A 22755-nucleotide genomic window follows, 5' to 3' on the forward strand; every position below is an offset into this window, starting at 1 on the left:
TCTTTATCTTTAAGCGTTAACTATATTTTAAATATTGAAAAGACGTAGAATCGATTCTACGCCTTATTTTATATAATTTTAACTAAGATACTTTAAATAGTTTTTATAAAATAACTAAGCCACTACCTCTAAAACTAGTCTCTTTTAGGAATAACTGGTACTAATAAGTGAGAGTCATATTTTCCACCTGTATAGAACTTATGAACTCCTTTGTTAACTGTATCAAGGTTTGAATAACGTGGTAATCCTACACCTTCAGCAATAACTTCACTTCCTTTAATAACAATTACCAATGATTCTCCTGCTTTAAACAAAGCACTTGTAGGCCAAATTTCAATTTCTACAGGAACTATTTCATCTTTTGATAACTTAAGTTCTCTTTTATGCTTTAAGTATGGTTGATATGGTGTTGATTTTTCTTTATCTAATTCACGATGTGAAACTCTTAGCCATCCAGCACTTACTTGACCATTTTCAATATGATTATAGTCTGCAAAATACACTTCCTTATTGTGTTTATCAAATTTTTTCACTCCTACAAAAAGGTCCATATCATCTGCATCTTGAGCAGAAACCCAAAGCTTAAGTTTCATATAACCTGTAATTTCTGTATTTTCTTTAAACTCTATTTTAAATCTTACTTCATCATTTTCTGTATTTTCTGTACTATAAGATACAACGCTCTCTTCTTTAGCAGGTGTATCTTGAAGTGACATATCTTCACCATTTAAATATAACTCTGTATATTTAGTGTCTGGTAATGGCCACTCAGTTGTAAATTTATTTTGTCCTTGATAGAATTTCTCTCTTAATTCATAACGAACTCTAGGAGTATCCATCCAACCATTATCTATTCCTTTTAGGTAATAATCAAAGAATGATTTTTGTAACTCTAAAGACTCTCTACTGTAGTAAGTTTCCCATTCTTTACGACCATGAACTACTAACCATTTATCTTTAGATGATGCTTTTTTAAATCCTTCAAATGAGCCACGGTTGTGAAGTCCAACAGTTGCCCAACCTGCACACACAAGCATTGGAGTTTTTATGTCTGATAAGTTAGGCATATTTTTTTCCCAATATTCATCCATAAGTGGATGTGATTTTTGAGTTTCAGTCATATTTTCTACAACTTTACCTGGCCATCTAGCTATTAATCCTTTTGCCCATGAATCAAAGAAACTTGTTTCTGGAATTCCACCATGATACGCTGCTTCTCTATAAACGTCATTTAGACCTTCCCATGGAATCATTGCTTTTAAATGTGGTGGATTTAAAGATGCCATCTTCCATTGAACAACTGCAAGATACGATACACCATTTGTACCTACATTTCCATTACTCCATTCTTGAACTCCTGCCCATTCTACAACTTCAGCAAAATCCTCTGCTTCTGCCATTGTCCATGGATGAAGTTCTCCTTCAGATGTTGCACTTCCTCTTAACGCTACTTTAATTAAAACATAATCATTTGGTACCCAAAATCCTGGATCTGGAGATTCAAATACAGCAAAGTCAGAAGAAGGTAATGTACCTAAAGTTGGTGGTGTCGCTTTTTTAAACATACAAAATGTATCTTTTCCATAACCGTCAGCAGACATTACAACGGGATATTTACCTGGTTTTTTTGGTCGAAATACATTAACATAAAGAGTCACACCATCTTTCATTTTAACAGGTACATCTTTTTCCATTATCATCTCTTGATGACCATAGTGTGTAGTGGCTACTACTATATTGTTAAGACCTGGCTTTGGTTCATCAAATTTTGTTGGTGTTAAATTTGGATTTCCTAAAAATTTATTCATATCTTTTGTTCTCCTTTTCGTTTTTTATATTATTTAATGTTTTTTAAGTCAAAATTTATATTTCTTAAAAGAATTTTTATTGTTTTGCTTGTCCTTAATTGAAATATACTCTCATTTACACTCTAAAACAACCATCAAGTATTTAATAAAGTGTTTGATAAACAACAAAATCAGGTCAAATGTTGCGTATGTATATAAATTTAAAAATATTGTATGCGTTTATTCATATACTATGTTGGATTATTTATTTCGGATATAATATATACATAAATATAATAGATTATGAGGTGCTTTATGGAACTTAAAAATGATTTAAGAGTAATTAAGACAAATAACAATATAAAAAGTTCATTTATTCAACTATTAAACGAAAAAGACTTCAACTCTATAACTGTTAAAGACATATTGGATAGGGCTTTGATTAATCGTTCAACTTTTTATAAGTACTACACTGATAAATACAATTTGGCAGAGATAATCTCTCATGATTTTTTAGATAAATTTAAATCTTTAGTTAGTCTTATCTTCGTAAATGGAAAAGATCTTAAAGATATATTAAATCTTAAAGCTGAATTGCTTGAAGAACTTTATGCTCAAAAGATGACTATTTTAGGGCTATGGAAAATTAGAACAGAAAAAATTCATGTATATGATGATATGCAAGAAATTATAAAACATAGTTATATCAATCTTATAGAAGATGACAATAAAGAAAATCGTGATATTGAATATGAATCATATATTTGTGCTGCAATTATATTAGCAACACTTAAGTTTATTTTGGAAAGTAATAAGGTTTATACAGTTCAGGAAGTAGCACAAAGACTAGAAAACTTTTACAATACTTTTTTTAGTAATAATAGTTTAACTAGTCATTAAATTTAGATTTAGGGAATAGTCATAAATAAAAAGAGTGTATCTATTGAAATTACTTACTTTTATTAGATACACTCTTTTTATAATAATTATATTTAAAAAAATTTATTTTTTAAAGTTTAGTTAAAATAGATAAATTTTAATTAAATCAGCCATTTACTTTATTTGTATAAAGTTTTTTAAAATTTTGATACCTATTACTTTATATAAATCTCAAATATAATTGAACCTAATAGTTACTATATAATAGTTGCATCTGATGCAAAATTGTTCAAATAGAAACTACAAAATTTAGAAATAGCGTAACACATGAAACATTAAATAGTAAAAACTAAAAGAGATACACATCTAAAATTAGATATGTATCTCTTTTGTAGTTTTGTTAAAAATCTAGAATTTACACTATTATAGGTTAACCAGCCTTTTTCTGACGTATAATTGCTCTAATATAACTTTCAGACATATTATACTTACTAGCTAACTCTTTTATATTAAATCCATTAAACTCATTAAAAATCTCTCTATCACGAGATTCTTTGTATATCATCTTTTTAGTAGGAAAGTACACAGATGTTCCTCCAAATTCTTCAAATAGCCATTTAACTTTTTCGATACCTAATCTATTAGCTATATTCTCAAATTGTGGAGGTAAGTCACTTATTTTTAAATCCATTAAATATCCTCCTATAAATTACTTTATATTGGATATTCTACAAATAATTTAAATAACCTACTTTAAAACATGATAAATATTTTAGAATATTTATTTCTTTTTTTGTTTCTTTGACTTCTTTTTGTACTTTTCCTCATAAGCCATTAGAGCCTCTTCATTTAATTCAACTGAAGCAAACATCTTACTTACTATATCCTCTAATACTTCTGATACTGTCATATTATTTTCATAAGAAAAAGACTTAACCTTATCTGCAACCTCTTTTTTAAGCTTAATTCCAAGCATTACTTTTTCTTCTTTTGCTTTAGGTTTATTTATTAAATCCAATACATTTATTTCATTATTTTTTGCTTCAATAAATTCTTGTCCTGTTGATTTTTCATCTATTTTTTGCTTTATATTTAGCAAACTACTTTTCTTGTTTAACATTGGATTTTCAATGTTCATACCTTACCTCCAATTATTAAATAAAGATTTAATCTATATTTAATATTAATTAAATAATCATTAAATACTTATTAAATAGTTATTAAATAGTTATTAAATAGTTATTATTCCATCTTCTATGTATTCATTAATTAAATCAGTCATCTCATTAGTTATGTCTGTTTTTATCTTTCTTTCTTTAACATTAACATACTCACTTATTGCTTCATTGTATAATATTGAATTTTCATAATGAACTGATTTTCTCATTGTTTGTTTAAAAGTATTTCCTAAAATTCCTTTTTCAGTTGCACACTCAAGCCACATTCTGATTTTATTATTTTCTTGTTTTTCAAACTTAGTTATAACCGGTTTTCTTATATCGTCTTTATCAACTCTAAGTGCCTTTTTTATATCTCCATAAGTTTTTAATAATAAATCATATCCTGTTAAAGTACTATAACAACCATAATTTATTATAGGAATTATATCTGTACAACATATAAATACATTTGTATTTAAAACTGATATGGCAGGATTTAAATCAAATACTACTAAATCATATTCTGATAAAACATCTATATTTTTATCTTCTGTTAAATAGTTTAATAACGTATATTCTTTTCCTGGCTTTGTATTAAGTATTAATTCAAGCGTAACCATATCTATATTGCTTGCTATTATATCTAAATTTTTAAACTTATCTAATGGAGATTTTATAATTAATTTACTAATCTCAACATCATTTTCAAGTCCATCTTTTAAAGTATATATATCAGATTGAATTACTTCTTCACCTAATAAAAAAACTGATGCATTAGATTGAGGATCTGCATCTATAAATAGTACTTTTTTATCAGGATAATTTGTACAAAATTGATGTATAAAATTTAAATTTAAACAAGTCTTAGAACTTCCGCCTTTAAAACTCATGTGTGTTAGAATTGTTTGATTTTTAGCCAATTTCCTTACTCCTTTTTTAGATTAAATTTAGATTTAATCTTTATTTAATAACTATTTTACTATATTTTTAATACTTTTTAAATAGTTGTTTAATCTTTATTTAATAACTATTTAAAAAGTATTAAATAAAGCTACATAATCTATAAATTAGATATGTATCTCCTCTATTTTATAAGTCATAATACACTTCCTATTTGTCATATTTAAAACATTCAAGATAAGTTTTCAAATACTTCTAAATATGTCTAAATAGTTTTAAATAATACATTAAATAAAAATAAGAAAGATTATTTTATATTCTAATCTTTCTTATTTTTATAACATCCTAATATCAATTATAGACATTAAAATTTCTCATTTTTATTTTCTTCAAGTATCTTTGAAAAAAATATCTTTTATTTAATACAAAGTATAGTTTTTCAATTTATAGTCTATAAATAAGAAATTTAATATGACATCTAAAAATAGTAACCTAATTTTTAAAAATAATTTTTGTTTTTTAATAAATTTACAGTTTATAACACAAACTTAAACTAATATTTTTAATAGATTTAAAAAATATTTACAATATAAATTGAATAAAGCTTTGTATTTCAAGTGTTCATGGTATAATAAAAATAAAAAAAGTCAAATAAATGCCAATTTATTTGACCTTTAGATATAATAAAACTATAAATTTATAAAACGATAAGGAGGAAATTAATAAAAATGAGTAAAAATTTTATAAATATGTTACTAGAAACAAAGGATCTTAAAAACTCCTTATATAGCATTTTAAAACACAGCTTTTTATACCACTCAAATAAAATAGAAGGAAGTACATTTACAACAGAGGCCTTAGCCCTTTTATTAGATAAAAATGTAGTTACAGGAAAACATACTTTGGATGATGTTCAAGAAACAGTAAACTCAAGTTATGTATTTGATAGAATAATAGAAACTTTAGGAAAGAAAATTGATGACCAATTTTTAAAAGACCTTCATGCAAGACTTATGTTTAACACTACAATGCATCAAAGAGGCTATGCAGGAATATACAAAACAATTCCTAATATGATAATCGGTACTAAAGCAAAAATAGCACAACCATTTGAAGTTCAATCAAAATTAGATGAATTACTTGAATGGTACTATAGTTTAGAAAATGTAACATTAGCAGATATAGCAGCATTTCATCATAGATTTGAACTTATTCATCCATTTCAAGATGGTAATGGACGTATAGGAAGATTTCTTATGCTAAAACAAATGCTTGAAAATAATCTACCTATAAAAATAGTATCTTGGGATAGTGAAGACTTATATAGAGAAAGTCTAAATTTATGTGATGTAGACTACTATGAGCCATTAACAAAATACTTAGAAAGTCTACCAGACTTTAGAGAAGAATATAAACAACTTTGGGATTTTGAATAATTTTTAAAATGAAAAAAGTAGTAAGTTACCTTAGAATATCTAGTGCATCACAAATTGACAATACCTCTATAGAAATGCAGCATGAAAAAATAGAGCTTTACTGCAAGTTAAACAATATAGAGTTAGTAAATACCTATATTGATGAAGGTTTATCAGCAAAGGATTCTAATAGACCTTCTTATAATAAAATGATTGAATTTGTATCAAACAAAGAAAATGAAATAGATGCAATCATCGTTTACAAAGCAGATAGAATTCATAGAAGCCTTAAAAATCTAATGATAATGGTAGATTATCTACAAGAAATAGATGTTGGATTTATATCAATAACTGAACAATTTAATACAAATACAGCTCAAGGACTTTTGTTTCTTCAAATGATAGGAAGTTTCTCAGAATTTGAAAGAAAACTAATTTCTGAAAGAACTCACTCGGGGAGAGTTTCTAAAGGAAATAAAAACTTATTCCCTGGGGGTAGGATTCCTCTTGGCTATAATTTAATAGATAATGATATTTTATCAATAAATGATAATGAGGCCGAGATAGTAAAAAATATATTCAAACTTAGAAGTAAGGGGCTTTCCTATGAAAAAATAGGGCTTAAATATAACTTCACAAAACAACGAGTAGCATATATTCTTTCTAACCCAATATATATAGGAAAATATGTTTATGATGGAAAAGTAGAAAAAAATAAAATTAATCTTCAAGTCCCACCTATAGTTAGTCGCTATATTTGGAATAAGGTTAATTCAAAAGGTAATTAAATATGTTTTATTGAAAATAATTTAAATAAAATATATTTGTAAGCTATATTATTACATTGTGCTTATAAATATATTACAATTAACTTACAAGCATATTTTTGTATGCTTACAAAATGTAAGCTACTAAAAAGCTTTCTATAAGCTTATTGTAAGCAGCCTGTAACTTTTAATAGGGGTGATTGATTTGAATAAGGATGATTTTAATAAACTAGATATAAATAAACAAATAGATTATTTAAATACTCAGTTAAAAAAAGGAATTTCTTTAACTGTACTTTGTAAAAACATTGGAATTGCAAGAAGTACAGTAGGGGGAAGAGCAAAAAAACAAGGTTATATATTTGATAAGGAAATAAATCAATATATATTAGAAAATGAAAATTCTAACGGACGAGCTTACAATAAGCTTACTGTAAGCGATATGCTTACAAATGAAAAATCTGATTCAAAGTTTGAAAGTAAAGTTGAATCTAAAAGTGAGAAAACAACACCTGTAAGCAATAATCTTACAAGCAGTAATAATGAAAATACTAACCTTATACTAAGTTCGTCTGACTCTGATAATCTTAGCTATTTACTAAAAAATATAGATATATTAAAAAACTTTATAGAAAACAGCAAAAAATCTTCTTCACCTAATGAAGTTAATAGTTTAGAAGATATAATAAATGATATTTATAAGTTTAAGCAAGAAAAGAGAAATTATAAGGTTAAAAGTTTAAGAATTGATTGTGATATATTAAATGATTTTGAATCTATTGCTAATGATTTATCTAGTAAAGGTATTAATCAGCAAGAATTTTTAAATTTTATACTAAAATCGTATATAGACTTTTATAAAAAAATAAAGTAGCCTTTGTATACGGGCTACTTTATTTTTTGTTTAGTAAAAATATGTTTTTTAAACTACTTTCCATCTAATGGTAAAATTCAGTTTTATATGAATTTATTGTTATAAAATCTAATTTTCTAGTCTTCTTATTGTAATATAATTTTGAGTCAAGTGGAAGTTTATCCCCTTTTTTAGAGAATATATATAAATTAGAATCTTCTATACTTAAAGCATGATTTTTATATGTTAAATCAACATATCTTCCAGACTTTAATTTGTGAAATCCAGACACTTCATAAACAATAGTTTTTTCAACTATTTCATCCGTTTTTTGTATATTATTTTCATTTATTTTAGTGTAAGTAAAAAATACTAATGCAATGGTTATTATTATGTATTTTGAAACACTAAATATAGTTTTTAGATTATTAATCATTATTATCTCCCCCAACCCTTTTAACCCAAGAATACTATACTTTCTTAACTTTTTGGGGAATATGGACTAAAATTTATAAATTTTGGACTAAAACCTAATTAGTTTTAAAATAAGTTTTTAGAGTATAGCTTAATTTTTAGCATTTCACTCCCAAATAAACTCATTTTAGTCCAATTTCAAAATTGTTTTAATTTTATATGCTAAAATAAATTTGAGTTTGCTTAACACATATGGGGTGAAAATAATGAAAAAAGAAACATTCATAGTGTTGACTTCAATCATACCAATTCTACTATTTTTTAATGTAATAATTTTTAAAAAAATTTTAATAGCTAATATAATAATCTCTCTCACTCTAGTAATAATTTCTGGTAGGCTATTATCAGAAATTATTAAATTTTAAAATACTACTAATTAAAATTAAATTTTTACTTTAGGAAATAGTTTTGGTTAATGCAATTAGAATCTATTTATTTAGATTCTAATTGCATTTTTACTATATATCTTTAAATAAATTTTTAATATTATTATTTAATTTGAACCAAAAACTTTCGAATTATATAACAAAATACTTAGCGATTATTACAAACTATAAACATAAATACTTAATTAGAGGAGAATTTTATATGAAAAAAAATAAGTTAATAATTTTAATTATATCTTTATCTATATTTTTAGTAATAGGTCTTTTATTAATAAGGGTTATTCTAAGCGATTCTCGTTCATATCATCAGACTTTTACAAAATCAACAGACTTAAGTAATGAAAATATTGAAGGGTTATATTTAAATGACAATATTAATAGTGAAAAAGTAGTATCTAAATACGGTGAAATATCTAAACCTAGTCAAGATAATAATCAATATAATTATTATTATTTAACAAAAAATATTGAAATAGCAACTAATAAAAATGATTCTAAGATAATTAGATTTTGTGTAGATGATAAAAACTTAAGAACTGAAAAGGGAGTACGCATTGGGGATAGTAAAGAAAAGGCAATAAATTTGTATGGGAAAAATTATTATACTCGCATAGAACAAGGCGTTGAGATTATTGGATATGTAGACAAAGAAAAAGATTGTTCTATCGAGTTTTGGTTAAATGAAAAAGGTATTTTTTATATTAGGTTTGATTACAACTATATGGTATAAGTTTAAGTTAGAATAATATTTTGTAATTTATTATATTGTTAATCAATAGAGCATTAAATTTAGTGCTCTATTTTAGTTTCAAAAAACATTCATTTTCGTTAATATATTTAAACTTTAATAATCAAAAATGTATCTCATTTGTAACCACATAAATAAATTTATAACTTACAATTATCATAAATTACATTTTAAAAATTTACACGAAATGAGGGGTATCTATTATGGATTTGTATTATAGTGATCCAACGTTTGATTTGTTTTCACTCATGTTTTTTATAATCTTTTTTCTTATTTTAGGTACAATTGTAATTAATATTATTAGGGGTATTAATCAATGGTCTTATAATAATAAACAACCTATATTAGATGTAAAATGTAAAGTTGTATCTAAAAGAAGTGAAGTTATAAGGCACGCTGGGCATACTGATGCAAATGGAATACATCATAGTGGCGGTTCATCTACCAAGTATTATATTACATTCGAGGTTGAAAGTACTGATAGAATGGAGTTTAGTGTTTCAGGAAAAGAATTTGGTATGATTGCAAAAGGGGATATAGGAATTTTGAAATTTCAGGGTAGTAGATATCTAGAGTTTAAAAGGGATATTTAAATCTCCGTTTAAGGTTTAGATTACATAGAATAAAGTTAAAGCCCTTAAAATCCAAATAAATGGATATTAAGGGCTATTTTACTAAATATCTTTGAATAAGTTTTTAGAGAATAGTGTAAAAAATAACTTATTTATTCAATTTCGTTATGCTATATCCCAAATTTTCTAGATAAGTTATTACAGTATCATCTCCAAAAAAGTGTCCTACTCCTATCGCTACTGCATATGTTTTGTTTTCTTTTAATAATGAATTAATTCTATTGGCCATATTTTCATTTCTGTCTTTGACAATTTTAGTATAGGCATTCATATCTAACTCATCTTTACCATTTTCTAAATGACTTTTAAAAAATAGTGTATCTCCATTTATAAATGCATTCATAAAATCTTTTCTATCTTTCAATTCATTTTTTATATAATCAACATCTAAAAATTCATCTAACATATAATTAATATTATACGAAGTATCATCTAGTGTTTCCAATGAAATAGAATCCTTCTTTGATTTTCTATACAAATTTTCTAAATATGCATCAAGACCTTCATCTTCAAATCCATCAATTGAATCTATATAATTTTGAATTAATGCATTTAACCCAACTTTTGATAAATTAGATACATCATCGTATTTCAAATCTAAATATTTTAATATATCTTTTAATTGATTTTGTTCTTCTTTATTTAAAAAGTCTTTTAACTCACCACTAGTTAAATAAATTTTATCCTGTAATTTTTTTATATACTCTGGATCTATATCTTTACTGTTTGTTTCAGTTGCAAGTGCTTGAGTATTATTTAGAATATAGTTTAAATTATTGTTTAAGTAATTTAATCTTTTTTCTCCTAGATGAACCGTTCCAATTAAATATATACTCTTATTATCTTTTTTTGCTTCCCAATAAAAACCGTTTACATTATTCTTAGAACTACCCTTAGTAATAAAGATAAATATTGAAATTACCAATATAATTAGTATTAAAATTTTAAATATATTTTTCAGTATATCTCAATCCCCCTTAACATTAATTTATATCATTTTAAACCAAGTATTTTAATTAATTTCATAATATTTTTGATATAAATTAATGTAAAACTTAATGAAAAACACTATAAAAATTAATTCTTTAACTGACATTAAATACTCTCTAATCTAAAATAATATTTATACATTCAGAAATAGAATTGACTAGATATTTTGCATTATCTTTTACAATTGTTGGAGAGTTAAAAAAAGTATAACTATTAGTGGTGCTTTGGAACATAGAGATATCGTTGTAAGAATCTCCAATAACATGTATGTCATTTTCATCAACATTGAAAAACTCTCTTAATTCAGCTATTGCAACTCCCTTACTGCACTCTTTTCTAGAAATATCTAGGCTATTTTTATTTCGATGAGTAGAAATGTAATCTCCGAAATTATCATTTAGTAAATTTTTTACATTTTCTAGTTCTTTACAATCATTAAAACCAAGTGCGAATGTAGTAAATTCTTCTTCAGGAATTTCATAAAAATCATTAAATCTAACAGCATTACTAGATGTATATTCTGTTGGACCTTTAAAATAAAAGTATTTATCAGTTGTAAATTGAATTTCACAATTATTAGATGATATACAATTATATATTTGTTCAACAATATTTCTTTCCATAGTTAGCTTTTTAACTATATTTTCTTCATTATTTAGTATAATAGCCCCACTAGCAAGAATCATAAAGTCTAGATTTATATCAAAATTCTCAATAGCAAGTTTTACCCCAGAATATGATCTTCCTGTGCAAACTCCAAAAAGATGTCCATTACTCTGAAGTTTTTTAATACTTTCTAAATCACTAGGCATTATCTTATCCTTTTTATCTTCAAAATACAATGTTCCATCAATATCACTAATTAATATTTTCATGCTTATACCTCTTTTTCTACTTCAGTTATCATATTTTGTAACTCTTGCATCCACTTTTTGTAAAATGGCAATGTTGCATTTTTATCTTGGAGAAACAAAGATACTAAATGTGAATTATTCAATAACAGATATTGATAAAAATCACTTTTTACTTGATTATATTCATTGTGTTGTATTAGAAGATTTTTCACTTTTTCTATTGCAAATATATAATCTGTAACTTGTTTACTGTCTACTGATGTGAATGAAGAATTATCTCTTCTCATATAATTATAAATTGGTTTATTAATGAAGCAAATTAAATCTGAATATAGTGCAGTTTCAAAAGCGTACACCATATCTTCATATTGATAACAAGCAATAAATTCAATCTTATTATTTATCAATAATTCTCTTTTGAATAGTTTATTAACAATAATATGAGCTCCATCTTTTAAAGTTAATATTTTACCTATATATTCATTTCTATTACAAGTATAATTAGTCTTAGATATTAAAGTATTTTGGTAAATATTATTATAAAATATTGACATTCCACCAACTACAATATCTGCATTAGTAGTTTTCATTGATGTAACTAACAATTTGCAATAATCTTTAGTTACATAGTCATCACTATCAACAAAACATACATATTCTCCATTGGCAATCTTAACTCCATAATTTCTAGCTACACTTTGACCAGCATGATTAATACTAACAAGACGTATAAAATCAAATTTTTTTTGATAGTTTTTTATAATTTCTATTGATTTATCTGTAGATTCATCATCAACAAAAATTAATTCTATATTTTTATACGTTTGTGTTACTAAACTTTCAATACATCTGTCTAGCCATTTTTCAGAATTATAAACTGGAATAATTATGCTTACTAAACTCATTGTCTCTATCCCCCTAATAGTGCGTGCATTCTTACACTTTATATATTATTAAAGTTTTGTTTTTACAATTATATCACCCATATATTAACAAAAATATATTTTTTATTCTAAAAATTACGACAATTTCTGATATCTCTTAAATTAATAACAAGTCTTAAAACTTAGATTTGGTAAATCATTTAGATAAAAAACTGTAATAACGAAACTGGTTGTATTGATTTTTCTAAAAATGATTTACCTAATTTATATAATTTAAAATCAATTTTTAAAAATTTTTCAGAAATTAATCAAAATTTTCAAAAAACTATTTTATATTGTAAAAAATTATGTATAATTAATTATAGATGACTAAAAATTACATATTAGCAAATCTAGGGAAATCTAGAGACGCAAAGCTAAAGGGGCTAAGGTCAAATTAGACTATGCCAGCCAGTTGCCGAAGAATTAATATTCTTTGTTTTTATAGAGTTATTTTATGATGTAATCGTAAGATTATTTTATAATGTTTACTTTAGATAGCAACTACCCTTTAGACACAGGGTAGTTTTTTTATTTCATATAAAATAACCATAACTCTATAACAAGACTATATTTTAAAATTTGGGGTAAAATGTTTAGTTATTGTAAATTCATATGCATATCAGAGGGAGGATATTATGAGGAAAAAAATATCAGCAGTATTGGCCATGTCTATAATAGCTACAAACGTTTCACCGGCAATAAATGTATACGCTAATGAAGTAGTAAAAAAGAAAGCAGTAGCAATAGAGAAACAAGTATCTAAAAACATGACTGTTACTGATTTCAAAATTAAGAACAATCCTAATTTTGCTAAGTACAATGAATTGTATAGAGTTGGGGTACAATCTATATCAAACAATGGAAGGAGTTATCCAGGAACTAAAATAGAAAATGCTATAGATGGGAAACTTGAAACACATTGGGAGACATTCACTAAAAATGATGAAACATTTAAAAATGAAGTGACTGTGGAATTTAAAGACATAGCCGAGATAAACAGATTAGCTTACGCTACAAGACAAGATGGGGCTAAAGGTAAGGGATACCCTACTAGTGCAGAGATATACGTTTCAGAAAGTGAGACAGGGGAAGACTTTAAACTAGCAGGAAAAGTAGAAGGAAGTAAAGCAACAGGTGGAATGGTAGAATTTAAATTTGACACTGTACGTGCAAAGAGAGTTAAATTCAAATTCGTAGAAGCGCATAACGAGTGGGCAAGTGCCGCAGAGTTTTGGTTCTACAAAGAAGATAAAACTCTAGACAAGATGGAAAGATTATTTACTAATGCAAATATGAATGAGGTAAGTAAAGAGTTTGCAACTACTGAAGCATTAAACGCTTTAGAGAAAGAAACTGAAAGTCATCCATTCCGCGAAAGCTTTAAAGAGTATATAGATAATGCAAGACTTGTTTTAGAAAATAAAGAAGTAAACTTTAGTGAAACTAAAGTATCTAAATTGTTAGGGTATGGAACCCCTAACCAACAAGCTTATGATGAAAAGTTTAAATTAGGTAATGAGCATATAGCAAATACAGAAGTTAACGGTGGAATGTACCCTTCAACTAAAATAGAATATATGTATGATAATAATCCTAATACACATTGGGAAACAAACAGAAGTAATGGAAATGACTTCACTAACGAAGTAACATTTACTTTTGATGAAGTGCAAGAGTTAGATAGAATAGCATTATTGCCTAGAAGTGGAAACCAAAAGGGATTCCCAACTAAGTACGAAATATATGCTTCTGATACTACTAAGGGAGATACATTTAAATTAGTATCTAGCGGTACTGCAAAGGTTACCACTGACTTTATGCAATTTAAATTTAACCCTACAAGTTTTAAGAGATTGAAGTTTGTATTTAAAGAGTGTCATATGGGTAGACCATTTATATCTGAAGCTAGATTTTATAAGCAAGATGCTTTATCCGAAAAGATGGAAACATTATTTACTGATAGCAATAAGAACAAAGTAAATCCTGACTTCGGAACTTTAGATAAACTTACTGTTTTAGAGAACGAAGCAAAGGTACATCCTTTATATAGTCAATTCAAAGAGGATTTAGATGACGCTAGACAAGTATTAGAAGGTAACGAAGTAACTTATACAGAAGCAAAAGTTTCTAAGTTCAAGGCTTTTGGAACTGAAGAGTTAGCTAAATATGATAAGTTATATAAGATAGATAATAGTCATATAAAGAAGATAACTACTAATGGTAGTCATTGGGCAGACAGTACTATAGGTAAAGCTATAGACGGTAACCCAAATACTAACTGGCATTCTAATGCTAGAAACAATGAGAACCATACAAACGAAGTTATAATGACTTTAGACCAAATAAGAACGTTAGATAGAATAGTTTATTATTCTCCTAGAGATAGAGGTTTCGCAGAGAAATTTGACATATATACTTCTAAGACTACTGCAGGTGATACATTCACTAAAGTAACTAGTGGTAGTGCTACAAGAACTAGAGACTCTATATCTATAAAGTTTAACCCAACTCAAGCTAAGAGAATTAAGTTTGTTTATAAGCAAGGATACGAAGGTTGGGCTTTAGCGTCAGAGTTTGGACTTTATAAACAAGATGAAACTATGGATAAGATAGATAGATTATTTACTGATGCTAGTATGAGCGAGTTAAGTGAGGAATTTAGAAGCACTGAAGCACTTAACACTTTAGAAGAAGCCTGTAAGAAACATCCATTCTATAATGACTTTAAAGAGGATTTAGAGAATGCTAGAAATATTTTAGAGCAAGAAGAGATAATAAGTGGAGGTGCGACTACTAAGTCATTTAAGCATTTAGATAATAAAAAGTATATAGAAAAATTTAGAATTCCTTATAGTAACATAAAGAGGATAACTAATAATACTGGTCAATATGCAAATCAGACTATAGATAAAGCGGCAGACAATGACATAAGTACTTATTGGGAAACTAATAAGCATAACGATGAAAATTGGAGCAATGAGGTAACAGTTGAGTTTGTTAACCCAATAACTATAGATAGATTGGTTTATGGTGCTAGACAAAGTGATGCTAAAGGTTTCGCACAAGAGTTTGAGATTTACGGTTCTACAACTAGCAAAGGTGAAACATTTAAGTTAGTTGCTACAGGTAAAGCCGACAAAACTAAGGACTTAATAGAAGCGAAATTCCAACCTACTAAGTTTAAGAGAATAAAACTAAAGTGGACTAAGGGTGACCAAAACTGGGCTACTTTAAATGAAATAATGTTCTTTAGAAAAGATACAGTTTCAGATAAGGTTAACAGTATATTCACAAATGAATTAAAGAATGAGTTAACTCCAGAATATAATAACTTACCAGCTATTGAGGAATTAGAAAAAGAAGTTAACACACATCCATTAAAAGCAGAACTTATGGAAAGTATAAACATGGCTAAAGAGTTAATCAAGAATCCTGAGAGTAATAAAGGTCATGTTTATGAATTAGAAAGCAGAGGAGACGCTATAAAGGAAAGTCAAAAGAGAAAAGTATGGAACTTTAGAGATTGGCAACCTACAGGCTTAGCAGTTAAGTCAGGAGAGAAAATAACTGTTTATGTTGACACAGAGCCAGGTGAACCTGTACCTAATTTAGTTTATAAGCAAATGGATAGTAGACATAATGGTTTAAGAGATATCAGATTAAACAGAGGTAAAAACGAAATAGTGATACCTGAAGTCGAAGCAGGGGACTTAAGACCTGGAACACCATTAGCAGGAGTTCTATACGCTTACAACCCTTATACTCCAGACCAACAATCTAGAAAACCTAAGATAAGAATAGTAGGTGGTGTAAGTTATCCTCAATTCATAAAAGGTGTAACTACTGATGAACAAGTAATGAAAGATTTACGTGAATACAATAAGAAGTTAGAGAAAGACCCTAAGTTACCTGATGTATTTGAAGTGGTTAGTGATAAAGCTTTTGTAAACGTTAAAGCGACATACGCTTTAAACTGGTATACTGAGCATAATAAATTACCTAGCTATACTGCAGATAAATCTGATGAAGTAATAAAGGAAGCAATGAAATTCTGGGGATTTGATGGTTCTAAAGACATACACTCAGACTTTAACTTTAGATATGTAACTATGCTTAAGAACTTAGATGGTGGAGCATTCATGAATGCAGGAAACGGTATAACTGGATATAACTTTAACGAACAGAATGGAGCTTTAAATGTAAATACTGGTTGGGGATTCATGCATGAATTAGGACACAACCTTGATACAAATAATAGATCAATGCCTGAGATAACTAATAATATTTTACCTCTTCATTTCCAAATGATTAAAGGTGAAGCTAGTAAGATATCTCAACAAAATTTATGGGAGAGTAAAATATTCCCTAAAGTAAGTAAAGAAGATTATTCTAACAATGAGTGGTACCCTGCAAGTGACACTAGTTCATTAACTCATATGGCACCATTATGGCAATTACAACTATATGATAATACATTCTGGCCTCGTTTCGAGCAACAATTTAGAGAAAGAAACATAGGTGGCGGTGACTGGAATAACAAGCATGAAGCTTGGGCAGTTGTTGCATCAGATGTTCTTCAATTAGACTTAAAAGAACATTTTGCTAGACACGGTTTCTACGTTAATGAAGAAACTGCTAAGCATATGGCTCAGTACAAAAAGCCAGATAAGAAGTTATGGTATATAAATGACAATAAGTATCTGAACAAAGGTGAAGGTTTCAATAATGAGCTAGATTGCAAAGTTAAAGTTAAGACACAAGAGAATTCTGTTAAATTAGATATATCAATAGATAAAACTAATGCTAATAGTCTTCTTGGATATGAGATACTTAGAGATGGTAAAGTGATAGGATTTACTACTAAAGATACTTTCACTGACACTAACATAAATTCAGGTACTAATCACGAGTATAAAGTAGTTGCTTACGATACTCAATTAAATCCTTCTGAAGGTGTAGGCGTTAAGGCACATCAACCTGTATTAGAAACAGTGGGAGGGCTTACATTAGCTTTAGGAGAAAATTTCAATGCTTTAGATTATGTTAAGGCAACTGATTACAATGGTAATAAGTTAAAAGACATTAAGGTAACAAGTGATGTTAATACTACTAAAAAGGGTAACTACACAGTAACTTATGAGGTAACTGACAATGATGCAACTTCTAAAGAAACAATGAACGTTAATGTTGTTAGTAAATATGATTACTTATCAGATAGTGAGTGGAAGAGTGAACATGCCGATTGGGGTAAACCTTCACGTAATAACTCTATAAAAGGAAGAACTTTAGGAGAGATTAAAAACTACGATAAGGGTATAAGATTACATGCTAACGGAAATGTTGTTTATGATTTAGGTGAGCATAACTATGATAACTTTGAAGTTAAAGTTGGAGTAGACATGAATATTGAGGCTCAAAATAATTCAAGTATAACTTTCAAGATTGTAGGCGATGGAAAGACTTTAGCAACAACTAAAGTATTAAAGCATGCGGATAATATGCAGTATATAAATGTTCCTGTAAAAGGAGTTAAAGAACTTAGATTAGAAGTTAATAATGGTGGAAACGGAAATACTTCAGACCACGGTATATTTGTAGAACCTAAATTAACAACTAATAATGCTAAACCTGAATTAACTATACCTAAATCTCAAACTGTTAAAATTGGGCAAACTTTAGAAGATGTGGTTGGAACTTATAAAGCTATAGATGCAGAGGATGGCGATATAACTGGTAATGTAGTTGTTACTGGACAAGACAAAGTTAACTTTAATAGAGTTGGTAACTATACTATAACTTATTCTATAACTGATAAGGATGGTAACAAAACTGAAAAGAGCAGAGTTATAAGTGTTGTAAATCCTGAAGACTTTAGATATCTATCTGATTATGAGTGGAAGTCTGCTACTAAAGGTTGGGGTACTATAGGTATAGATAAGTCAATAGATAAACGTGAAATAACTCTTACTGGAGAAGATAACCAACCAGTAGTATATAAGAAGGGTATAGGTACTCATGCACATTCTGAGATAGTTTACGACTTAACAGATAAGAACGTTAATATGTTCAGTTCATTTGTTGGTATAGACCGTGAGATGTATAACGGGCCTGCAAGTGTAGAATTTAAAGTTTATGTTGATGGAGACTTAGCTTATGATAGTGGTGTAATGCATGCTAGAGATGCTCAGAAGTTTGTACAAGTAGATTTAGCAGGTGCTAAAGAGTTGAAATTAGTAGTAACTAACGGTGGGGACGGAATAGGTTCAGACCATGCAGACTGGGCAGATGCTAAGTTATACTTCGTAAATAATGATAGAGTAGATAAATCAGATTTAACTAAGACTATCGAAGATGCTAAGAAAATAGAGAAAGATAATTATACTGACGAAAGCGTTAAAGCTTTAGATGGAAAGATAGCAGAAGCAGAAGCTTTATTAAAAGAAGAAAAACCTAGTCAAGAAGCAATAGACAATATGACTAGTGCATTACAAGAAGCAGTTAAGGCTTTAGTAGAGATAAACTTAGAAGAAGTTGTTAGCATACCTGATAAATATCTGGTTAAATCTTTAAGTAGTACTTTAGGTAAAGAGGGTAACTTTACAGTAGGTGATATGCGTAAGTTAACTAAACTTGATATTGGTTATGGTGTAGAAAGTCTTGAAGGATTACAACATGCTAAGAACCTTGAAAGTATAGTTGGTGAACGTAACGAAGTAAGAGACCTTAGACCACTATCTGGGTTAACTAAATTAAAAGAGGTTAATTTCAGAGAGCAGTATGTTGCAGTAGGTGAGTTAACAGTTGTTGACGGTAAGCTTAAAGTTAACACAGAAGCATATAATAGACAAGGTAAGAATATAACAACTAAAGTATCTTTAGTAGCTAAAGATGGAACTATTGTTAAAGAGCAAGGTTTAGATGGAACAACTAAAGAAGTTGATTTAGATGTTTCTGGTGTAGAACCAGGATACTATGGAGTTCATGTTGCTTACGAAGACAGTGAAATAAGTGGTATATTAATATACATGACAGGAATTAAATAAATATTAACAAGGGGGATCTAGTGAATAATATCTAGATCCTCCTTAAATATAATTTTTTTCTGATTTTAACTTAAATTTTTTTATTAAATTCAGCATATTAATTTCATAATTTCATCTTATATTTAATAAACTGCTTATGTTACTTAATATTGTATTTTCAAGGTTTATACATTATTTAATAAACATTAAATATATATTTAATGTTTATTAAATAATAATTAAATATTTTTTTAATGTATTTTTAATAATTATTTAATAGTTTATATATTTTTTATCTTCTTTATTAAACCTAGTAAAAATAGCATTCATTAAATACTTTTACAACTAAATTATATATGCATCTAAAAAGCCTTTATCTTTGGCTAATTTAACTTGATTCATAGCATTATTTTTATCTTTATATGCACCAATACAAACTTTATATAAAGTATCATTTGTAGGTAATTCTAATTCAAGTAACTTTATTAAATTATTTCTAATTGCTAAAGCTATAGCTTTGATATTATCATTAACATTTAAACCTTTTTCTGCATCTATATTAGATATAAAATCCACTTCAATTAAAGATGCTGGCATTTTAGTATTTTTTAAAACTGAAAGCTCTTTGCTTAATTTAACTCCTCTATTTTTAGTATTAAAAATCTTTGAAATATCTTCACATACTCCACTAGAAAACTTATTTAATTTATCATTTTCATTTGAATACTGCCAAACCTCAGCACCCCTAACACTCTTGTTTTTACTTGAATTAATATGAATAGATAGAAAGTAATCTGCTTTAAAATCATTTGCAATTTTTGCTCTTTCATTAAGTGAAATATGTCTATCTGATAATCTAGTAAACTTAAAATCTAAATCATAACTTTTTAGTAATTCATTAAGAACCTTTCCTATAGCTAAAACTATATCTGCTTCATTAGTTTTGTTTTGTCCAACTGCTCCTGGATCACTTCCTCCATGACCTAAATCAATAACTAGTTTTTTCATAAAATCCCCTTTCTACTTATCTCCCAATTTATTCAATTTATATTTGTAAGTTAATTATAAAATTTAAAAAGTGATTTTTTTAATAAAAAGTAAAATATCTTGATTTTGTAAATAAAAAATTGAAAAAAATAATTTTTCTATAAAAATAGCCAAAAATATAAGGACTGTAAAATAAAAATTTTACAGTCCCTATTTCTAAACTTTATTTAACTTATGTATTTGTCCTACCAATACTTATCCATCTCATGTTTATGTTTTAAATCTTCTTTTTCCTCTAACTTATACTCTTTTATCTTATTATCCAAAGTACTTTTAAAAAATTTATATGAAGTAGCTTTTATAGTTTCTACATCATCTTTGTCAAGAGTTATCATAACAGCATCATCAAAAGCTTTTTCCATATACTTATTTTTAAAATCAATATCTTTAAAGTCTTTTTTGAAACTTCTTAAAGTTCCCTTTGTAAACAAACTCTCATCAGGTACAAAAACATCAATTGAAACTTTATCGTCACTATTGTCTTTAGATTTAACTTCATTATAATCAACCTCTTCTATAGTAACTGCACTTTCCTCTAAGTCAATGTCTTTTGAAATATCTTTAATAATCTCAATATCTTTAGTAAAATACTTTCTCTTATCCAAATCTTTAACAATAAAATCAATAGAATCAACTTTTCTACCAACCTTATTTTCTTTTATATCTATTTCAAAAAGCTCTGTGTCGTTAAGTTCCTTTATAGCAGGAAGTATAACCCTTCTTTTAAAGTTAGCATACTGAGGATAACTATTTTCAAGCATAAGATACATCTTAATATCATCAACTGTGTAGTTAATAACTTGCTTAGTTCCTGACCAAATTCTAATTAAATCATATAATCTTTGAGCATTGTAATTTTTTAAACTAAACAACAATGCCAAATTGGCAGGAGTGTACCCTGTTTTTAAATATTGATCTAATAAATCATAGATTTTCTTAGGACTATCAATTCTAAATATTTGAGTTTCCTCGTCAAATTGATATCCAGATATAAAATTATACTGACCCCAAACTAATTTATCATTTTTCTTTTTTTCCATAAAAAATATACTCTTTTGCATAAGCCCAGATAAATATTCACTTATCTTTTTTACAGTCCTATCATTAGTTCTTTTTATTATGTCTTTAAACTCATCATAGTGTATGTAACAACTCATAGAACCATCATAATCCTTTTGAAGTTTGTATAATATCAATAAAAATATTCTATTTTCATTTAAAGATAAACTATATTTTGATTGAATTAATACATTATTTTTCATTAGTATCTTAGGATTTTTAGTATCAGTTAAATTATTCATATTCTCCCCCAAATATTAAGTTCTTAAATCAAAATATATCATGTCAAAATAAAAGTGTCAATTTTATCAATCTGACACTTTTGTTGCTATCAAAGTGACACATTTGATTATCAAGTTGACATATTTAATTATCAAGTTGACACATTTAAATTATCAAGTTGACACATTTAATTATCAAAGTGACACATTTCGTTATCAAGTTGACACATTTAAACAACCCAACATTAGTATTTCCAATACTTTAAACCATGTCTAAATACTATTAAATACTTATAAATACTTTTTTTAAATACTAGTAAAGACTAGTAAAGGTCTTTTTTCTTATCTAATCTGACCTATTTTTATAGATAAACATCAAATAAATATACATATAAAAATTTTATAAAATTGATACTGTTATCAAAGTGTTATATTTAATAGTTCCATATATATTTAACTAACAGAAAATATCATTTTAGAAAATAAAAGAATTATAATTGCCAAATCCATTTAATACCTATCAAATAAACACACAAAAATACCCCGTAAATTAGCTTGTACGAGGTTTAATTGTTATTTTTGACCATTTATATTAAAAGATAATTTTTTTACCTTTATAGCGCTAATATTTTCTT

17 protein-coding genes and 1 riboswitch are annotated in these 22755 nt (G+C 27.0%); of the genes, 7 read left to right on the top strand and 10 right to left on the bottom strand.

Annotated elements, in window-relative coordinates:
• Positions 1–134 precede the first annotated feature (134 nt).
• The gene (locus tag H8891_RS13990) at positions 135–1808 is read right to left on the bottom strand and encodes a CocE/NonD family hydrolase (RefSeq protein WP_187006866.1); all 1674 of its coding nucleotides are present in this window, start codon (positions 1806–1808) and stop codon (positions 135–137) included.
• Positions 1809–2102: 294 nt separating this feature from the next.
• Between H8891_RS13990 and H8891_RS13995 the strand changes: the two genes are divergently transcribed.
• Complete coding sequence (locus H8891_RS13995; RefSeq protein ID WP_187006867.1) at positions 2103–2687, top strand: TetR family transcriptional regulator; 585 nt, start codon at positions 2103–2105, stop codon at positions 2685–2687.
• 409 nt (positions 2688–3096) lie between these two features.
• Here the strand turns inward: H8891_RS13995 and H8891_RS14000 are convergent, their stop codons facing one another.
• The 3 genes from H8891_RS14000 to H8891_RS14010 form a co-directional block, all read right to left on the bottom strand.
• Positions 3097–3357 carry a Mor transcription activator family protein gene (locus tag H8891_RS14000; protein WP_187006868.1) on the bottom strand — a complete coding sequence of 87 codons (261 nt, stop codon included), beginning with the start codon at positions 3355–3357 and terminating at the stop codon, positions 3097–3099.
• Between the two features lie 90 nt (positions 3358–3447).
• Positions 3448–3804 carry a hypothetical protein gene (locus H8891_RS14005; RefSeq protein ID WP_187006869.1) on the bottom strand — a complete coding sequence of 119 codons (357 nt, stop codon included), beginning with the start codon at positions 3802–3804 and terminating at the stop codon, positions 3448–3450.
• Between the two features lie 93 nt (positions 3805–3897).
• Positions 3898–4746, bottom strand: coding sequence for a ParA family protein (locus H8891_RS14010; protein ID WP_187006870.1), 849 nt, complete (start codon positions 4744–4746; stop codon positions 3898–3900).
• Positions 4747–5454: 708 nt separating this feature from the next.
• Here H8891_RS14010 and H8891_RS14015 point away from each other — a divergent pair.
• The 3 genes from H8891_RS14015 (at position 5455) to H8891_RS14025 (ending at position 7782) form a co-directional block, all read left to right on the top strand.
• Entirely contained in the window at positions 5455–6162 is a 708-nt protein-coding gene (locus tag H8891_RS14015) for a Fic family protein (RefSeq protein ID WP_147547961.1), read from the top strand.
• 8 nt (positions 6163–6170) lie between these two features.
• The gene (locus tag H8891_RS14020; RefSeq protein ID WP_147547960.1) at positions 6171–6929 is read left to right on the top strand and encodes a recombinase family protein; all 759 of its coding nucleotides are present in this window, start codon (positions 6171–6173) and stop codon (positions 6927–6929) included.
• 184 nt (positions 6930–7113) lie between these two features.
• A complete protein-coding gene (locus H8891_RS14025; protein ID WP_187006871.1) occupies positions 7114–7782 on the top strand; it encodes a hypothetical protein in 669 nt (222 codons plus the stop codon).
• A gap of 64 nt (positions 7783–7846) precedes the next feature.
• On the opposite strand, the gene H8891_RS14030 is transcribed toward H8891_RS14025, so the two are convergent.
• Complete coding sequence (locus tag H8891_RS14030; RefSeq protein ID WP_187006872.1) at positions 7847–8197, bottom strand: hypothetical protein; 351 nt, start codon at positions 8195–8197, stop codon at positions 7847–7849.
• A 626-nt stretch (positions 8198–8823) separates the two neighbouring features.
• Here H8891_RS14030 and H8891_RS14035 point away from each other — a divergent pair.
• Together H8891_RS14035 and H8891_RS14040 are read left to right on the top strand one after the other, a co-directional pair.
• On the top strand, positions 8824–9351 hold the full coding sequence (locus H8891_RS14035) for a hypothetical protein (RefSeq protein ID WP_187006873.1): 528 nt from the start codon (positions 8824–8826) through the stop codon (positions 9349–9351).
• 221 nt (positions 9352–9572) lie between these two features.
• On the top strand, positions 9573–9962 hold the full coding sequence (locus H8891_RS14040) for a DUF2500 domain-containing protein (RefSeq protein WP_187006874.1): 390 nt from the start codon (positions 9573–9575) through the stop codon (positions 9960–9962).
• 127 nt (positions 9963–10089) lie between these two features.
• Here the strand turns inward: H8891_RS14040 and H8891_RS14045 are convergent, their stop codons facing one another.
• The 3 genes from H8891_RS14045 to H8891_RS14055 all read right to left on the bottom strand — a co-directional run bounded on the left by H8891_RS14045 (position 10090) and on the right by H8891_RS14055 (position 12750).
• Positions 10090–10926, bottom strand: coding sequence for a TraB/GumN family protein (locus H8891_RS14045; RefSeq protein WP_187006875.1), 837 nt, complete (start codon positions 10924–10926; stop codon positions 10090–10092).
• Positions 10927–11107: 181 nt separating this feature from the next.
• The gene (locus H8891_RS14050; RefSeq protein ID WP_187006876.1) at positions 11108–11866 is read right to left on the bottom strand and encodes a Cof-type HAD-IIB family hydrolase; all 759 of its coding nucleotides are present in this window, start codon (positions 11864–11866) and stop codon (positions 11108–11110) included.
• Positions 11867–11868: 2 nt separating this feature from the next.
• Positions 11869–12750 carry a glycosyltransferase family 2 protein gene (locus H8891_RS14055; RefSeq protein WP_187006877.1) on the bottom strand — a complete coding sequence of 294 codons (882 nt, stop codon included), beginning with the start codon at positions 12748–12750 and terminating at the stop codon, positions 11869–11871.
• Between the two features lie 354 nt (positions 12751–13104).
• Positions 13105–13191: riboswitch (cyclic di-GMP riboswitch) on the top strand.
• Positions 13192–13406: 215 nt separating this feature from the next.
• On the opposite strand from H8891_RS14055, the gene H8891_RS14060 reads away from it, so the two are divergent.
• A complete protein-coding gene (locus tag H8891_RS14060) occupies positions 13407–19814 on the top strand; it encodes an NPCBM/NEW2 domain-containing protein (RefSeq protein WP_187006878.1) in 6408 nt (2135 codons plus the stop codon).
• A 324-nt stretch (positions 19815–20138) separates the two neighbouring features.
• Here H8891_RS14060 and H8891_RS14065 read toward each other — a convergent pair whose 3' ends face one another.
• Both H8891_RS14065 and H8891_RS14070 read right to left on the bottom strand, forming a co-directional pair.
• Positions 20139–20801 carry an N-acetylmuramoyl-L-alanine amidase family protein gene (locus H8891_RS14065; protein ID WP_187006879.1) on the bottom strand — a complete coding sequence of 221 codons (663 nt, stop codon included), beginning with the start codon at positions 20799–20801 and terminating at the stop codon, positions 20139–20141.
• 224 nt (positions 20802–21025) lie between these two features.
• Positions 21026–22141: a replication initiation protein gene (locus H8891_RS14070; protein ID WP_187006880.1), complete on the bottom strand. Its 1116-nt coding sequence runs from the start codon at positions 22139–22141 to the stop codon at positions 21026–21028.
• Between the last annotated feature and the right edge of the window lie 614 nt (positions 22142–22755).

The sequence above is a fragment of the Paeniclostridium hominis genome (genome assembly GCF_014306135.1).
GTDB classification, from domain to species: Bacteria; Bacillota; Clostridia; order Peptostreptococcales; family Peptostreptococcaceae; genus Paraclostridium; species Paraclostridium hominis.

Bases quoted from the DNA above. Each gene is read 5' to 3' on its own strand.
- H8891_RS14030 (WP_187006872.1), bottom strand. From the start codon at position 8,197: ATGATTAATAATCTAAAAACTATATTTAGTGTTTCAAAATACATAATA.
- H8891_RS14040 (WP_187006874.1), top strand. From the start codon at position 9,573: ATGGATTTGTATTATAGTGATCCAACGTTTGATTTGTTTTCACTCATG.
- H8891_RS14055 (WP_187006877.1), bottom strand. From the start codon at position 12,750: ATGAGTTTAGTAAGCATAATTATTCCAGTTTATAATTCTGAAAAATGG.
- H8891_RS14000 (WP_187006868.1), bottom strand. From the start codon at position 3,357: ATGGATTTAAAAATAAGTGACTTACCTCCACAATTTGAGAATATAGCT.
- H8891_RS14005 (WP_187006869.1), bottom strand. From the start codon at position 3,804: ATGAACATTGAAAATCCAATGTTAAACAAGAAAAGTAGTTTGCTAAAT.
- H8891_RS14050 (WP_187006876.1), bottom strand. From the start codon at position 11,866: ATGAAAATATTAATTAGTGATATTGATGGAACATTGTATTTTGAAGAT.
- H8891_RS14035 (WP_187006873.1), top strand. From the start codon at position 8,824: ATGAAAAAAAATAAGTTAATAATTTTAATTATATCTTTATCTATATTT.
- H8891_RS14020 (WP_147547960.1), top strand. From the start codon at position 6,171: ATGAAAAAAGTAGTAAGTTACCTTAGAATATCTAGTGCATCACAAATT.
- H8891_RS14065 (WP_187006879.1), bottom strand. From the start codon at position 20,801: ATGAAAAAACTAGTTATTGATTTAGGTCATGGAGGAAGTGATCCAGGA.
- H8891_RS13995 (WP_187006867.1), top strand. From the start codon at position 2,103: ATGGAACTTAAAAATGATTTAAGAGTAATTAAGACAAATAACAATATA.
- H8891_RS13990 (WP_187006866.1), bottom strand. From the start codon at position 1,808: ATGAATAAATTTTTAGGAAATCCAAATTTAACACCAACAAAATTTGAT.
- H8891_RS14070 (WP_187006880.1), bottom strand. From the start codon at position 22,141: ATGAATAATTTAACTGATACTAAAAATCCTAAGATACTAATGAAAAAT.
- H8891_RS14060 (WP_187006878.1), top strand. From the start codon at position 13,407: ATGAGGAAAAAAATATCAGCAGTATTGGCCATGTCTATAATAGCTACA.
- H8891_RS14015 (WP_147547961.1), top strand. From the start codon at position 5,455: ATGAGTAAAAATTTTATAAATATGTTACTAGAAACAAAGGATCTTAAA.